This is a genomic window from Vibrio sp. 99-8-1, assembly GCF_013114595.1.
Lineage (GTDB): Bacteria > Pseudomonadota > Gammaproteobacteria > Enterobacterales > Vibrionaceae > Vibrio.
In genome coordinates this window covers 68,612-84,066 of the sequence record NZ_VTXE01000005.1, presented here as the reverse complement: position 1 = coordinate 84,066, position 15,455 = coordinate 68,612, and the positions used below count along the sequence as shown (strand labels likewise).

Sequence of the window (15,455 nt, the reverse complement as noted above, 5' to 3'; positions counted from 1 at the left end):
AAAGAGAGTGAAGATAAATTAAGAAAATGGCCTGAGTTATTCAGGCCATTTTCTATTTTGCTTATCACAACTTGTTAAACCGGTGTTTTAGAGTGACACATATTATTTTTCAGAGAAAATATCCGCCACTTTTTCTCGTTTTAGCGAGCCCTTTAAGTTGCCTTCTTCATCGACAACTGGCAATGAGTAGTCAGAGGCAATACTGTCAGTAAGAACTTCTTCAATTGGTGACTCTGGAGAGATGGTTGGCACGTCTTCGTATAATTCGGCGTGTATCTCTTCGTGTCTAGTGTCATCAGCGGCGTCTGATAACGCCTCTTCTGTGAGGATCCCTTGGAAGCCATCTTCTGTAATATGGTAACCATAGTCGTGAGATGAACGTTTCATCTGTGCTAACGCTTCATCGATTTTCTCTACAGTAATACGCATAGTTGGCGGTTGCATAACGGTTTCTACTGTCAATGCACGCGCTCGGTTTACATCTTTAACAAAGGCTTCAACATAGTCATCTGCAGGGTTGAGAAGAATGGTTTCTGGTGTGCCTTGCTGCACTAATAAACCATCTTTTAGTATTGCGATTCTATCGCCTAGACGAAGCGCTTCATCAAGGTCGTGGGTGATAAAAATAATGGTTTTATGCAGTTTGTCTTGTAGTTCGATGAGCTGATCTTGCATTTCACTTCTAATCAGTGGATCTAACGCTGAAAATGCTTCATCCATCAGCAGTATTTCAGCATCGGTGCATAAGGCACGAGCTAAACCTACGCGTTGTTGCTGACCACCAGATAGTTGCGAAGGGTACTGATCTTCATATCCTTTTAACCCAACGGTCTCTAACCACTCTTGAGCTTTTTCTAATCGCTTAGATTTGTCTAACTTTTGAATTTCTAAACCATAGGCAACGTTATCAATGACTTTTCTGTGAGGGAGTAGGCCAAAGCGCTGAAACACCATGGACATTTTATGACGACGGAAATTCTGAAGCTCTTCATTATTAAGCTTCATTACGTCGGTTCCCTCGACAATAATTTGCCCTTCAGTCGGGTCGATAAGGCGGTTAAAGTGACGAATCAATGTGGACTTGCCCGAGCCAGATAGCCCCATAATAACGAAGATTTCGCCCTTATTAATCTGTAGATTTATCTCTTTTAAACCCACTGTATGTCCCGTTTGGGACAAAACATCATCTTTGCTTGCCCCAGACTTTACTTGAGACATAACACTTTTAGGGTTTGAACCAAATATCTTATATAGACCGGATACTTCGATGAGTGGCTTAGTCATGCTTTTGATCTCCTAAATGTGCTTGAGTTCGTTTGGCATAAGCTTGTGATGCACGGTCAAACAGAATGGCTAATGCGACAATGGCAAAGCCATTTAATAAGCCTAAAGTAAAATATTGGTTAGTAATCGATTTTAAAACAGGTTGTCCCAGTCCTTTTACCCCTATCATGGACGCAATAACAACCATGGATAGTGCCATCATAATAGTCTGGTTAATCCCAGCCATGATTGTTGGCATAGCAAGGGGTAACTGCACACCCGTTAAACGTTGCCATGGGCTGGCACCAAATGCGGTTGCGGCTTCCATCACCTCTTTATCAACCAAGCGAATGCCTAAGTTGGTTAAACGGATAACAGGAGGTACGGCATAGATAACCACTGCAATGAGTCCCGGAACTTTACCTATGCCCAGCAGCATGACCACTGGGATCAGATAAACGAACGCTGGCATGGTTTGCATGATATCGAGTATCGGGGTGACGATGGATTGAATGCGATTTGAGCGAGCCATCATAATACCAATTGGCACACCTAAAGCGATGGAGACAAAGGTACAGACGGTAATGATACTAAGGGTGCGCATGGTGTCTTCCCACATCCCAAAGTAACCAATAAGTAAGAGTGAAATAACACAGGCAGCCGCGAGCTTAACTGAGCGGCTCGCTAAGTAGACTATGCCACTGGCGATAACGAGAACAACTAACCATGGAGTGCTTAGAAGAAGCTTTTCAAACCATACTAAAAATGAGAGGAGTGGATCGAAGAGTGATTCGATAGCATCGCCATATTCGCGAGAAAAGTCTTTGTAAGCACCGTCTAGAGTTTTGCGGATTAAACGCAGAGTCGAACGATCCATTTCGGGGAAGCTGCTAAACCAACTGGTGGTAGCCATCTATTTTTTCCTTAAATAATAAAAGAGTAACCAAGTCGTAAGGGGCTGTTGATCTTTCGAAAACAGATTTTTTTCAGATGAACCCTTCGGGCAGCGTTTGTTGGTACTTTCTACTGTGTTATCACCTGATTTGTGTAGATGACTACACTGCACAGGTGCTGCTTTCTATAAAGCCCCAACAAACCCTGTTACTCTTTTGAGTACAACATTAACAAATATAGATACAATCTGACTGAATTACAGTTTAGAACTCACTTTTTCTACTGTTTCAGCCGGTAACCATGATTTCCAAATAGTTGGATAGTTTTCAAAGAAGTAGAACATGGCGTCTTCCGCACTTGCTTGCTCTTCTTCCATCCATGCGAGTAAGGTATTTAAGTCGCTGTTTGTTAAACTACGATTGTTTAAATATTCCACTAACATTGGGTTGTTTTTATTGAAGTCTGCCGCAACTACCGTTCTCACTGGTGCTTTAGGGAACATAGTCACTTTCGGGTTTTCACAGCCTTCCATGGTGGTACATGTTAGATACTCTTCAGTATCAATCCCTGAACCAAAATCTACCTTGGTCATTTTGTATTTACCAAGAATAGCGGTTGGTGCCCAGTAGTAACCAAACCAACCTTGCTCTCTTTCGTAAGCTTTAGCTATTGAGCCAGAAAGTCCTGCAGCTGAACCTGGGTCTACCAGTTCAAATCCTGCATCTTCCAGTTTTAGTGCTTTATATAGGTTCGCGGAAGAGATCTGACAACCCCAGCCAGCAGGGCAACCATAGATACCTGAAACGTCTGGGTTTTCGGGGTGCTTAAATAATTCTTTATGTTTAATTACCCCTTCAATGGTACTTAGCTCAGGGTACTGTTTAACTAGGTATTCTGGTACCCAGAATCCCTCTTCACCACCATCGCTAAGAGAGTAACCAGCATAGGCCAGTCGACCTTCTGCAACGCCGGTTTCAATGGCTTCTTTTACTGCGTTAGTCCAGATTTCAGGTGCGATATCTGGCTGGCCTTTTTCAATCATAGAACTGGTTGTTGGCATGGTATCACCAGGTACCAACTCAGCGTCACAGCCGAAGCCGTTTTCAAGAATAAACTGATCAATATTGGCGAGGAGGCTTGCGGAGTTCCAGTTCATATCCGCGATAGTGACAGAACCACATTCGTTTGCTTGAACACCGACGCTAGCAAGCATAGTGAGAGCTGCGATTTTGTATTTCATAAATATCCCTTTTTATTAAATTTCCTAACTATCGAAGCTACCATACAGATAATTTGATTAGTGTTCAAATGATTAGGGGTAATTGAATGTCGTGATGCTGTATTTGATTGTTTTCCATTTTTGCAGGGAGCCTTAAACCTGAAAATACAAATATCAGTGCTAACCCGTTGATATATAGGGGTGAGTTTTAAACTGTTATGCGTAACAAGTGTTTAGATAACAAAGCAAAATTCATTTGAATATAAATTCATTTGACCTTTAATTATTAATGTACTAAATAAAATTCGGATGAAAAAACAGCCATTAAGGGGTAAGGCTTGGCTGCATTAATGAAACACTATTGTCATATTGCCCTACTAGACTGCGTAACAAGTCATCAATGTTTTAAAGAACTGTTGTATGAGCCTTTTAAAAAAGTTTGAGTTATCAACTTCTGTTGTCCAAACAATTGTGATTATATTCGCCACTATCTTGTTGCTGGTGACGTTGTTATCGGTGGTCAGTAAGCGAGGTGTTGATGATATTGGCCGAGAGTTTTCTATGCTGTCTGAGCACGCGTTACCGTCTGCACTGACTAATGCAAAATTAACAAAAAATGTATTACAGCAAATTAAAGTGCTTAACGAAGGTTTGCACGTAAGCAGCGCTGAAGGACTAAGCTCTACAGTTCAATCAGTTGAACAACTGTCGGATGAAGCTTTGCGGTTGTTAATTGATTTGCAAAGCCTTAATGGTAATAGTATTGAGCCATCATCAATAGAAAATGATGAAGGTTTGCTGGTTGCGGTTAATGACTTAAAGAAACAATCATTAGCTATCCTTGATCAGCAAGAACAAATTGTTTTGCTCAAAGACAAAATTGACGAACTGAATTCTTCATTTCGTTATGGATTAAGTTCCATTGGACCCGAGATGACAAGGATAGCCTCATTTCTTGTACAACAAAATCCAGAAGCATCTGATGCCGCAAATCGTTTTTCAGCGCAAGCGAGTGAAATGGAAAGCGCGTTTTTAATGTTAATGATGCAAACTGAACAGAAGAAGGCAAAAGCACAATTTCGTGAAATGAAAAATCGCTTCGCAGGAATAAGATTAGCATACGAAGATTTTGCAGAGTGGTATCCAGAAATTGTCGATTTCTCTAGCTTATTGACACCTTATGAAATGGTAAAAGAAGGTTTTGCAGAACAGGGAATCTTGACACTTATCATGCATCGTCAGCAAATTAAGCAAAACAGTGTGAATGACTTACAAGCGATAACAATACTCGCAAACCAGACCATTAATCACTTGAATTTAATGTCTGACGCCAGTGTATCTATGTTGAATCAAAGTCGACTGGTGGTTAAAGACACCATGGATAACGTGAGCTTATTGATCATTATTTGTGCTGCAGTATTGGCAGGTTTTGTTGTGGCTTCAGGTTTTTTATTACGACGCTGGATTAATAAAGGGCTAGTAAATTTATTAAATCAGATGGTGCGAGTGAGTAAGCATGATTTGTCACTCAATACTGATATCGTTGGTCCTTATGAGATGAAGTTATTGGCGTCGCAGTTGAATCAAGTGATTAGAACAACTCATGATTCGGTTGCGCTGGTTAGTGACAATTGCACAACTTTAAATAGCTCTGTGGAAGCTAGCCATCACGCTCTTGAACACAGCAATTCTAGCCTTGATATTCAAAATGATGCTTTAACGGCTATTTCAGCGACTTTAGAGCAACTTCAACAATCGATTACCGACATTAGTAAGACATCACATTTATGTTATCTGCAATCCCAATCAGCAAAAGAGTGCGTTAATAGAGGAAACGACGTCATTAATGATAACCGTTCCAAGTTATCTTCATTAGAAAATTCTCTTGATCAAAATACGGCGTTAATGAGGGTATTGGATGACAATGTTGATAAAATAAGCCAGATGGTTGAGCTGATTAGTGGTATTGCTGATAGTACTAATTTACTGGCCCTTAATGCTGCTATAGAGGCTGCGCGTGCAGGCGAGCAAGGACGAGGTTTTGCTGTTGTTGCGGATGAAGTTCGCCAATTGGCTCGTAGCACCAGTGATCAAACGGAGAGCATTCGGACGATAATGTCTGATTTGGTGACTGCTGTGAAAACATCGTATAACACAGCAAAAAGTTGTAGAGCAGAAATGGAGCAGGTCAATCGCTCAAATGTCGATATTGATCAGGTGTTTAGTGATATAGACTCCGCGGTGAATCAAATTAAAGATCGATTTGAACATGTGTCGATAGCAACTGAGCAGCAAGAGAAAGCGACACAAGAAGTACATCAGAGCTTAGGACGAATTACGGAACAGAGTATAGAAACTAAATCGCACATTGAAGAAATGGTTCAGCAATCTGAGCAGGTAGCGAATATTGCGAAATATCAGCAAACCATGCTGAGCAAATATACTCTGTAAGAAAAACAGGGCTATCGGTTTCGTATTAAGCCAAACGTTTTTGATAGCTTGTATTTTACTGCTCGCCAATGAGTGGTGGGTCTTTTAGGAATCGAGTTGATTAAATAAACTAGGTCATCTTCATCAAGCTGTATCTCACCCGCATGAGCTAACCATAACGAATCTGGCTGGTAACTCATAACTCGGTCGATGGACTTACGGTAATTATTGGTATAAAACACAGGAAATGGCGGTATATAACGTCCTTTTACTCGTACCATCAGGTCGGCGACGTAGATACGGTTACTAGGGATATGTCGTACTGAGAGATCTCTATCCGTATGTCCTGGTGTCTCAATAATCTGCCACTCCTCAAATCCGGGGACGTTCTCTTCATTGGTTAGTCGGATATCGGGCTTTAACCAAGGCCAGTAATAGAGAAATGCTCGTGGTTTGTTTTGTCTTTTTGCTACCCACTTTGCTAGACAGAGGTCTGTTAGGTACATAAGCCAACCGTCCCAGCCGCTATACCAATGATGTAAATGTTTTGAAGAGACGATGTCACAACCCGTCCGTTTTCTTAATGTGTTGGCTGCACCAGCATGATCTGGGTGCATGTGCGTCACGATTACAACCTTAAGATCAGTAATGGAGCGATTCAGCTCATCCACAATAAATGAACAAATTACCTCTGCGTCTTCGCGGCATCCCCCATCTAGCAGCAGTAGTTTGTCTGGATACTCGATAAGATAAAGGGATTGTATGTAACCTTGGATATGATGAACGTTCATTCTACAGTTCTGTTTTATTGACATTGGCTGAGTATAGACATAAATCAACTGGATGGACCAGTTTGTTGATATTAATTCCTATTCAAATTATAAAAGTCACCGATCTTTCATCAACAAGCGTGGGTAAATCGAAAGCAAAAGGCATGTAAACTTGATTAAGCAATGCTCTATTGGCCTAAAGTTATAGTGACAAATGCAGTCTTTACGGTACTCCGCCTTTGTATATCGGCGTGTGTACGATATATTATGTACCTTAGTGCTTATTGGGTGAAAGCCTACCATCTTAGTAAACAAGGTCTAATTTGAACGTTATAGCTTTAGGTAAAAGAGTGACACTAATTAAAAATGTGACACGCCTTATCTGTCGTAGAATAGTATTAATCGGTTTATTGTTGGTCGGGGGACCGTACTCTTTTGTTGCAGAAGCTTCTCATCCATCAGAGCAAGACGTTGTCTATGTTCAGCTTCGTTGGCATCATCAATTTCAGTTTGCTGGCTACTACGCAGCATTGGAGAAAGGGTTTTATAAACAAGAAGGAATAGACGTTCAAATTCGCAATGGTGACCCTTTGCACCAACCCGTTTCTGAGGTGCTGTCGGAGAGGGCACAGTATGCGGTGGGCAATAGCGAAGTGCTCTATCAAAGGTTGCAAGGGGAGCCACTGATTGCGCTTGCCTCTATTTTTCAGCACTCTCCATCGGTACTGTTAACGCGAAAAAGCTCCGGAATACGTTCAGTTCATGATCTTATTGGTAAGAAGGTGATGCTGGCGAACAAGCTGGAAGATGCTGACTTCTTAACCATGCTACTTAATGAAGGGGTCGTGTTCTCCCAATTGAATGTTGTTCCTAGTAGTTATGACTTGAATGATCTTATTAATGGAAACGTAGATGCATTTAACTCATATATCACTAATGAACCTTATGTTTTAAAGCAGAAAAATATTGAATATAACGTTATCGACCCTGTCTCATATAGTGTGGACTTTTATAGTGATATCTTTTTTACATCTGAACAGGAAGTTGAACAATATCCAGAAAGAGTGAAAGCCATGTTAAGAGCAACCTTAAAAGGTTGGCTCTATGCAATGGAAAACACCGATGAGATTATCGATATATTAAAAGAAAAGTACCATGTAAAAAAATCTCGAGATCATTTACGTTATGAAGCTGAAGAGATGCGTAAATTGATTCTTCCTAATCTTATACAGATTGGCCATATGAATCCGAAGCGTTGGCAGCATATGGCGGATACCTTTATTAAGGCAGGTCTTATTGACTCGGATGAAAATTTAGAAGGGTTTGTTTATACCGATAACCCCATCCAATTGCCTCGTTGGATTGTTGTTACCCTCATCGCAGCATTAACGCTTTTACTACTCATTAGTTCAATTACATTCTATCTTCACCGTTTTAATCGCCAATTGGCATTAACTCAAAAAACATTACAAGAGAGTGAGCAACGATTCAAAGCAATTAGCGCGGCAACCTATGGTGGGATTGTCATACATGACAATGGCGTTGTACTTGAATGTAATGAAGGCCTATCGGATATTACCGGATTTAGCTATCAAGAGTTGATTGGTATTAATGGCCTGACTCTTATTGCTCCAGAGGAAGTGAAACAGGTACTTCGCTATATTCATAGCGGCTTTGCCGATGCTTATGAGTCGATTGGAATACGAAAAGATGGAACGCGATACCCACTCTCTATTAAGGGAAAAAATATTACCTATAAAGGTAAAGAAGCGAGAGTTATTGAGATTAATGACATCACTGTTCGAAAAAAGACCGAAGAGCAGTTAAGGCTAGCAGCTAGCGTGTTCACTCATGCCCGAGAAGGCATCATGATCACTAATAGTGCAGGGCAGATCGTTGAGGTTAATGAAACCTTTAGTCAGATTACCGGTTACAGCCGGGACGAGGTTATCGGTAAAAATCCACGGCTGTTAAGTTCGGGTAAGCATAATGCTCAGTTTTATAGAGAAATGTGGGGAGCGCTACTGGATGAACGACAGTGGACCGGTGAAATCTGGAACAGCAAGAAAAGTGGAGAGGTTTATGCAGTACTGGCAACAATAAGTGCGGTATCAGATGCCCATGACAATACAAAAAATTATGTCTCGCTATTCTTTGATATCACACCGATGAAACAACATCAGCAGCAGCTTGAACATATTGCTCTTTACGATCCTTTAACCAGTTTACCTAACCGCGTTCTGCTAGCAGAGCGACTAAGCTGCTCTATGGAGGATAGTCAGCAGCTTGGTTTGTCAGTGGCGGTGGCGTATCTTGATCTGGATGGATTTAAAAAAATTAATGATTGCTATGGTCACGATGTTGGGGACGAGTTACTGATCAAATTGTCTCAGAATATGGATCGTAGTTTGCGAGAAGGGGACACCCTAGCTCGAATAGGTGGCGATGAGTTTGTTGTTGTCATGGGTGAAATCGAGAAAGTAGCCGATTGTGAGCTGGTGTTACAACGGTTACTTCAAGCCGCGATGAGACCTATAAATATTGATGGGCACCGATTGCAAGTTTCAACCAGTATTGGTGTGACATTGTACCCTCAGGATGGTGTTGATGCGGATCTGTTGATGCGTCATGCTGACCAAGCCATGTATGTAGCGAAACAGACGGGCAAAAATCGTTATCATTTCTTTGATATCAATAAAGATAAGTCTAAGAAAACACAACGTAGAGTGATAAAAGAAGTTAAGCAAGCGCTAGAGAGTAATCAGTTTGAACTATATTTTCAGCCAAAAGTTAATATGAGAACTGGTGCGGTGGTCGGAGCGGAAGCCTTGATTCGATGGCATCACCCTGAGCGTGGCTTGGTATACCCAATGGCGTTTTTGCCTTCTATAGAAAACCATTCAATCAGTTTGCAGTTGGGTGAGTGGGTAATTGATAGTGCGTTAGCCCAGATGGCGGAGTGGCAAACGGAAGGGTTGGAGCTTCCTGTTAGTGTCAATATCGATGCATTTCAGTTACAACAAAAAGATTTTGTGGATAGATTAGCCGCTGCGTTGGCAGCTTGGCCAATGGTTAAGCCGGGTTTATTGCGATTAGAAATACTAGAGACCAATGAGCTGGGTGATCTAGAAGATGTACTAAAGACAATGAATGCCTGTATCGATATGGGTGTCAGTTTTGCCCTTGATGATTTTGGTACTGGATTTTCCTCATTAACCTATCTAAAACGTCTACCAGTTAAGGTGCTGAAAATTGATCAAAGTTTTGTTCGAGATATGCTTGAAGACCCTGATGACCGAGAAATTGTTAAGGGAGTTATCAGCTTGGCATCGGCCTTTAACCGTGATGTGACGGCAGAAGGGGTTGAGAGTATAGAACACGGTACTCAGTTGCTCTCTATGGGCTGCGAATATGCTCAAGGTTATGGTATTGCTCGACCAATGCCGGCCAAAAACATGGTTAATTGGGTAGATAATTGGCGACCCGCTACGCAATGGTTGCAGCAACATGAGTCTTAATGAACACACGTGTGTAAGTAATAACAAGCTGATTTAGTTATATATTTCGTTACAGTTTATCGGTTCGCTAATTTCCAATGTTAGTTTATCTTCGTAAAAATATTTTTATCAATAGGGATACTATTTTTATGAACATGAAACTACTTGTTGCCTCCGTTTTATTTGTTAGCTCAACGTCAGCCTTTGCTGCTTATGATAAACCTGTTGACGACAGTGTGATTGCCGCTCAAAGAGCGGCCTTGGCAAAAAACACTGAAAACAAAGGATTTGGCCCTCAGTCACCTCGAAATATCGACAGTTTGAACGGGAATAACCAACGTTTATTTGGTGCGGCTCCTGCATTTAATCAAATGAATCTATGTAACATTCACTTCCATAAGAATGCAGAGCATAAGGGCGGCGAATTTAATACCTATGCGGGAAATGGTGATGGCAAGGGCTACAATAGTGGCTATGTTTATAGCGGTAAACTTAGTAAAGCGGAGCTAACATCATACCAACACAATAAGGGAACCTTGCAGTCTGGTGATACCATTGAAGTGCATTATGTTCATTCATCGGCGAAAGTAGAACCCGGCGCGACATTGGGTGCCTGTCTATCAGACTCAATAGCTAACCCGCAGTTACGTGTTGAGACACAGGTGATGGTATTAGTGAATGATGGAAAAGCGCTCGATTTTGGTCAATTAACTGAATATGGTCAAAAAGGTGGTTTTTACCAAGCTTTAAATATTCCGAGCAATAGCGGAAAACCCGTTCAATATTCCGGTTCCACAACTGGCCCTAGCTACAATGAAAAAGGATCTCCTTTTCAAGTTACCTGGAGTGTTCGCCCCAAGGTCGTGAAAGTTAATATTGCCTCGGTGGTGGAGTGGCTAACGGAGAACGATTTTGATGAAGAGCATGCTCACGGGGTTAGAAACCTTGTTATCAATCCTGATTTGCTCTCATCTGGACAGTAGAGGTTGTTACTATTTGGCGCTTACTGTTATTGATTAAGTAGTAAGCGCCAATATAAATAATGCTATTTACGTTTGCCAAATCGACTATAAATACCGCAAGATTGCTATTAGCCAAATCAACCTGACCTTCAGCACCTCTAGGTTACTTGGCTATGATGTTTACTGAGCTTACTCCACGGGAATATCACATTTAAGCAAAAATTCAGCGGTGGCTTCATCAATAATAAGGCTTGAAACGTATCCTCCAAGAATTGCACCTAATGTCGCTTCAAAGTTACGTTCTCCTCCAGCAACAAAAATACGTTTGTCGATTTGTCTAAGCTGCGCAAGACTGATACCCAAAATGCGAAGGTCCACTTCCGCCACGACAGGATTACCGTACTTATCATAAAATCGACCACAGATAACCCCTACGGCGCCCAATTCTCGGTAGTGTTGCATCTGCTGTTTTGAGATAACACCAACCCGAATTAATGGGTTTTCATCAAATACATTGCCAACGACAAACAGTGCTTTATTGCATTTCGTTAAGGTTTCAAAATTAGAACGAATAATTGGTTCCGCTTGAAGCTCCATTGCTAAACGAGAGCTAGAAACCACAGCAGGAACATGCAAGTTGACGACTTTTCCTGACAGTTTATTGGCGATCTGGGAAGATGACTCAATGGTGGTAAAGTCAGGCTGACAGGGCATTGAGCCTAACATCTGCAATACGGTCACGTTTTTGCAGTTGCGAGGTGTCATCATATTCCCCATCTGATGAATGGTTCTTCCCCACGCGACACCAAGAACGTCATTGTCTTCAATGGTTTGATTGAGATACATTCCGCCAGCATTGGCTAATCGCTTCCGCATGAGCTGGGAGTTATCCCTTTGAGCCGCATCTTGTCCATCAGCGACAATGATGACGCTATCTAATTGAAACTTTTCTTTTATCGTTAATGAATTTTGTATAGAGGAAAAGGCTTCCAAATCAAGATCAATCTGCACCAATCCTTTTTCTCGCGCAGATTGTAAATATTTCACCACTGTTACTCTAGAAACACCCATCAACTTGGCTACATCTGTCTGGCTTAAGCCTTCTTGATAGTATAACCAGGTCGCATGTAGCATGGGGTCGCGGTTAAATGCGCTGATATTATTGAGCACAGAGCTTGGCATTCGCCTTACCTCTTTTCATTATTTAACTTCTGTATGTGGTCTCATTTTTTGCAATTATAGAAAATAACAGACACACATGAAACTAAAATGAGCGTAATATACTTTTGAATTATTGTAAATACAAAGGTAAACATTATGCTTAAGCACATACATACTCTTCTATCGGCAGATTTACTTTATACCCTTCAGTCTATGGGACACGGTGATACGTTGGCCATTGTAGATGCCAATTTTCCTGCTGAATCGACAAGTGAACACCGGCATATTTCTATGCCCGGAGTAGACGTAACTCAAGTGTTAGAGGCGGTTATTTATCATATGCCGCTAGACGATTTCACTTCACATCCTATCTCTATCATGGCACAAGACAATAGTGACCAACCTACTGATGCGGCAAAAGATTTTCTGTATACAATTAATCAATCTGATGAGTCAGAACATACTGAATCTTTAGTCGATAGGATGGATTTTTATAAGCAAGCTCGACAGTGCCAAGTGATCATATCAACCAGCGATTTAAGACCGTATGCCTGTTTAATATTGCAGAAAGGGGTAATATTTGACTGAGTTCATAAAAATCAATCATACAGCACCATAATAATTGTTCAGTTTTTAAACTGTTGGTCACATCACAGTTTTCTTTACATATGATCTATTAGGATTACTTTTGTTAATTCCATTCACGGATAAATGGAGTGGTCCATGTCAGAAGTAGCGAATACTATTGAGATAAGAGCCATAAAAAAGAAGTTTGCAAGCAATACGGTTTTGCATGATGTGAGCTTTAAAATTGAAGGCGGTAAAGTACTGGCATTACTTGGTGCTAACGGTGCGGGTAAATCGACACTCGTGAAAATATTAAGCGGTGTTTATCAAGCCGACGAGGGCAGTGTTTTTATCAATGGTGAGTCTATTGATATCTCTAGCCCTCAAAATGCGCGAGAAGCAGGGATTATTACTGTTCATCAGATTATTAATGATGGGGTAGTACAAGAGCTGACGATTGCTGAAAATCTGCTTTTAGATAAACTTTGCGACGGTCGGTTTGCCACCTTTATTTCAAAGAAAGAACTTCACCAACAAGCTAAGCCTTTGGCGGAAAAAATTGGTCTTGATCTGCCACTAGATACACCTGTTTCAGAGTTATCTCAGGCGGACAAGCAATTGGTGGCCATCGCTCGTGCTATTTCTGACACTCCTAAGTTACTTATTTTAGATGAACCCACTTCTAGCTTATCGGAAACGGAAGCAGTCAAACTATTTGAAGCCGTTAAAGCAATGCGTGAACAGGGTGTGGCGATTGTTTATATCTCCCATCGCATGTCGGATATCCGCCTGCTTTCGGACCAAATAGCCGCACTTCGAGAAGGTAAGATTGTTGGCTGGTTTGAACCCCCTTTAGACTATGATGCCGCGGTAGATTCCATGCTAGGCCATGCAGTTGGTGAGGTAAGACACTCATTTGTTGCGGGACAAAAACCGATGCTAGAGCTAGAGCAGGTTCAGCTAACGGAACACTCAACGCCCTTTGATCTATCGTTTAAAACCGGTGAGATCGTAGTCCTGACGGGATTACTCTCCTCGGGTTGTGCCTCTGTGGTGGAAGGCATTTTCGGTATGAATAAGTTTGTTCATGGTCAACTTAAGCTAGAAGAAAATAGCTGGCAACCAAAGAACCCGCACCACGCCATTGATAGTGGTATTTACATGGTGCAGGAAGACCGTGGTAACAACGCACTTATTCCCGACTTTTCCATTGAACAGAACGTCAGCTTGCCATTTTTAAAAAAGGTCTCCACTTTTGGCTTTATCCATAGAGACGCCGAAAAGAAACAGGTGGAGCAGGCCATTGAAACCACCAAAGTAAAATATACCGATCAGGCTGATCTTATTTTGACGCTATCGGGAGGCAATCAACAAAAAGCCATGGTTGCTCGATGGATGCTTAATGATTGCAACGTGTTGTTACTAAACGAACCTTTCCAAGGTGTAGACATATCATCCAGACGCCAGATTGGAGAATTACTCCGGGCGACAGCACAAAATAGAACCACCATTGCGGTCTGTACCGATGTTGAAGAAGCGTTAGAGATTGCAGACCGAATTATTGTGTTTAACCACGGCAATATGGTTGGAGAGCACTTAATTGACACGATACATATGCCAACGCTTATTAATCAAATAGCGGCCGCTCCTGAAAAATCGATACAGAAAACCATTTCAACAGAGGATGTTAACAATGAAAAATATGCGTGAGTTTGCCATTAAATACGGCTTATTAATTTTGTTAGCTCTGATGCTAACCATTTTCTCCCTGGCAGAACCCGCTTTTCTTAGCACCATTAATATGATGATCATTCTGCAGTCGGTTTCTATCGTTGCCATTCTTGCTTTAGGGGTAACGGCAACCTTGGCTGTTGACGGTTTTGACCTCTCAATTGGTTCCACGGCTGCGTTTTCAATGATGACGGCCAGTTATGTCATGGTGGTGTTTGATGGCGGCACAACAATGGCAATTATTGCGGCTATCACGGTTGGTGTGCTGGTGGGGTTAGTGAATGGCTTTATGACCGTACAGATGAAAGTGCCGGATCTTCTCACCACATTAGGCATGATGTTTCTGTTGTTGGGGTTACAGCTTATTCCGACTCAAGGTCGTTCAATTTCGACCGGTATGAGCTTGGGCAACGGTGAAACAGCGACAGGTACTTTTTCAGATAGCTTCCTTTTCCTAGGACGAGCTCGGGTTTTCGACATTATTCCGGTCCCCGTCATTATCATGCTGATTTTAGCGGTGATTACTTACCTGTTTTTAGAGCGTACTCGCCATGGCCGGGTGATGTATGCCATTGGTTCAAATGAGCAGGCTGCGAAACTTGCGGGTGCTCGGGTTAAGTTTTACCGCTATGTCGCCTATGTGATGTCCGGTGTATACGCCTCAATTGGTGGAATACTTCTGGCCGCTCGTATCGGACGTGGAGATGTTAGTTCAGGAAATTCATTGCTAATGGATGGCGTTGCAGGGGCGTTGATCGGTTTTGCTGTACTGGGTGCAGCACGACCAAATGCTCAAGGATCTGCCATTGGAGCACTATTTGTGGGGGTGTTATTAAACGGTTTAACCATGATGAATACTCCCTATTACACGCAAGACTTTATAAAAGGCTTAGTTTTGGTAGCAGCGTTAATGTTTACCTTTGGCCTATCCAATAAACGTGCATAAAGATAAGGAAATTAT

At 41.7% G+C, this 15,455-nt stretch carries 11 protein-coding genes; 6 read left to right on the top strand and 5 right to left on the bottom strand.

Going from position 1 to position 15,455, the window contains the following annotated elements:
• Positions 1 to 102: 102 nt before the first annotated feature.
• The 3 genes from F0227_RS03790 to F0227_RS03780 all read right to left on the bottom strand — a co-directional run bounded on the left by F0227_RS03790 (position 103) and on the right by F0227_RS03780 (position 3,397).
• Positions 103 to 1,284 carry a glycine betaine/L-proline ABC transporter ATP-binding protein gene (locus F0227_RS03790; RefSeq protein ID WP_171751836.1) on the bottom strand — a complete coding sequence of 394 codons (1,182 nt, stop codon included), beginning with the start codon at positions 1,282 to 1,284 and terminating at the stop codon, positions 103 to 105.
• Positions 1,277 to 2,176, bottom strand: a complete 900-nt coding sequence (locus F0227_RS03785; RefSeq protein WP_171751835.1) for a proline/glycine betaine ABC transporter permease — start codon at positions 2,174 to 2,176, stop codon at positions 1,277 to 1,279. Before F0227_RS03785 ends, F0227_RS03790 begins: the two co-directional genes overlap by 8 nt.
• 237 nt (positions 2,177 to 2,413) lie before the next feature.
• On the bottom strand, positions 2,414 to 3,397 hold the full coding sequence (locus F0227_RS03780) for an ABC transporter substrate-binding protein (protein ID WP_171751834.1): 984 nt from the start codon (positions 3,395 to 3,397) through the stop codon (positions 2,414 to 2,416).
• A 399-nt stretch (positions 3,398 to 3,796) separates the two neighbouring features.
• Here F0227_RS03780 and F0227_RS03775 point away from each other — a divergent pair, with 399 nt between their 5' ends.
• On the top strand, positions 3,797 to 5,827 hold the full coding sequence (locus tag F0227_RS03775; protein ID WP_171751833.1) for a methyl-accepting chemotaxis protein: 2,031 nt from the start codon (positions 3,797 to 3,799) through the stop codon (positions 5,825 to 5,827).
• A gap of 11 nt (positions 5,828 to 5,838) precedes the next feature.
• Here F0227_RS03775 and F0227_RS03770 read toward each other — a convergent pair whose 3' ends face one another.
• The gene (locus F0227_RS03770; protein ID WP_171751832.1) at positions 5,839 to 6,597 is read right to left on the bottom strand and encodes an MBL fold metallo-hydrolase; all 759 of its coding nucleotides are present in this window, start codon (positions 6,595 to 6,597) and stop codon (positions 5,839 to 5,841) included.
• A 329-nt stretch (positions 6,598 to 6,926) separates the two neighbouring features.
• On the opposite strand from F0227_RS03770, the gene F0227_RS03765 reads away from it, so the two are divergent.
• Together F0227_RS03765 and F0227_RS03760 are read left to right on the top strand one after the other, a co-directional pair.
• Positions 6,927 to 10,094: an EAL domain-containing protein gene (locus F0227_RS03765; RefSeq protein ID WP_171751831.1), complete on the top strand. Its 3,168-nt coding sequence runs from the start codon at positions 6,927 to 6,929 to the stop codon at positions 10,092 to 10,094.
• Between the two features lie 128 nt (positions 10,095 to 10,222).
• Positions 10,223 to 11,056 (top strand): delta-class carbonic anhydrase, encoded by an 834-nt coding sequence (locus F0227_RS03760; protein ID WP_171751830.1) that lies wholly within the window; start codon positions 10,223 to 10,225, stop codon positions 11,054 to 11,056.
• Positions 11,057 to 11,224: 168 nt separating this feature from the next.
• On the opposite strand, the gene F0227_RS03755 is transcribed toward F0227_RS03760, so the two are convergent.
• Positions 11,225 to 12,217 (bottom strand): sugar-binding transcriptional regulator, encoded by a 993-nt coding sequence (locus F0227_RS03755; RefSeq protein ID WP_171751829.1) that lies wholly within the window; start codon positions 12,215 to 12,217, stop codon positions 11,225 to 11,227.
• A 135-nt stretch (positions 12,218 to 12,352) separates the two neighbouring features.
• Between F0227_RS03755 and F0227_RS03750 the strand changes: the two genes are divergently transcribed.
• From F0227_RS03750 to F0227_RS03740, 3 genes are all read left to right on the top strand, one after another.
• Entirely contained in the window at positions 12,353 to 12,784 is a 432-nt protein-coding gene (locus F0227_RS03750; protein ID WP_171751828.1) for an RbsD/FucU domain-containing protein, read from the top strand.
• Positions 12,785 to 12,919: 135 nt separating this feature from the next.
• Positions 12,920 to 14,473: a sugar ABC transporter ATP-binding protein gene (locus tag F0227_RS03745; RefSeq protein WP_171751827.1), complete on the top strand. Its 1,554-nt coding sequence runs from the start codon at positions 12,920 to 12,922 to the stop codon at positions 14,471 to 14,473.
• Entirely contained in the window at positions 14,457 to 15,440 is a 984-nt protein-coding gene (locus tag F0227_RS03740; protein ID WP_216613324.1) for an ABC transporter permease, read from the top strand. Before F0227_RS03745 ends, F0227_RS03740 begins: the two co-directional genes overlap by 17 nt.
• Positions 15,441 to 15,455 lie beyond the last annotated feature (15 nt).

Excerpts from the sequence above, each read along its gene's own strand:
- F0227_RS03770 (WP_171751832.1), bottom strand. The coding sequence starts at position 6,597 with ATGAACGTTCATCATATCCAAGGTTACATACAATCCCTTTATCTTATC.
- F0227_RS03755 (WP_171751829.1), bottom strand. The coding sequence starts at position 12,217 with ATGCCAAGCTCTGTGCTCAATAATATCAGCGCATTTAACCGCGACCCC.
- F0227_RS03750 (WP_171751828.1), top strand. The coding sequence starts at position 12,353 with ATGCTTAAGCACATACATACTCTTCTATCGGCAGATTTACTTTATACC.
- F0227_RS03760 (WP_171751830.1), top strand. The coding sequence starts at position 10,223 with ATGAACATGAAACTACTTGTTGCCTCCGTTTTATTTGTTAGCTCAACG.
- F0227_RS03775 (WP_171751833.1), top strand. The coding sequence starts at position 3,797 with ATGAGCCTTTTAAAAAAGTTTGAGTTATCAACTTCTGTTGTCCAAACA.
- F0227_RS03780 (WP_171751834.1), bottom strand. The coding sequence starts at position 3,397 with ATGAAATACAAAATCGCAGCTCTCACTATGCTTGCTAGCGTCGGTGTT.
- F0227_RS03740 (WP_216613324.1), top strand. The coding sequence starts at position 14,457 with ATGAAAAATATGCGTGAGTTTGCCATTAAATACGGCTTATTAATTTTG.
- F0227_RS03785 (WP_171751835.1), bottom strand. The coding sequence starts at position 2,176 with ATGGCTACCACCAGTTGGTTTAGCAGCTTCCCCGAAATGGATCGTTCG.
- F0227_RS03745 (WP_171751827.1), top strand. The coding sequence starts at position 12,920 with ATGTCAGAAGTAGCGAATACTATTGAGATAAGAGCCATAAAAAAGAAG.
- F0227_RS03790 (WP_171751836.1), bottom strand. The coding sequence starts at position 1,284 with ATGACTAAGCCACTCATCGAAGTATCCGGTCTATATAAGATATTTGGT.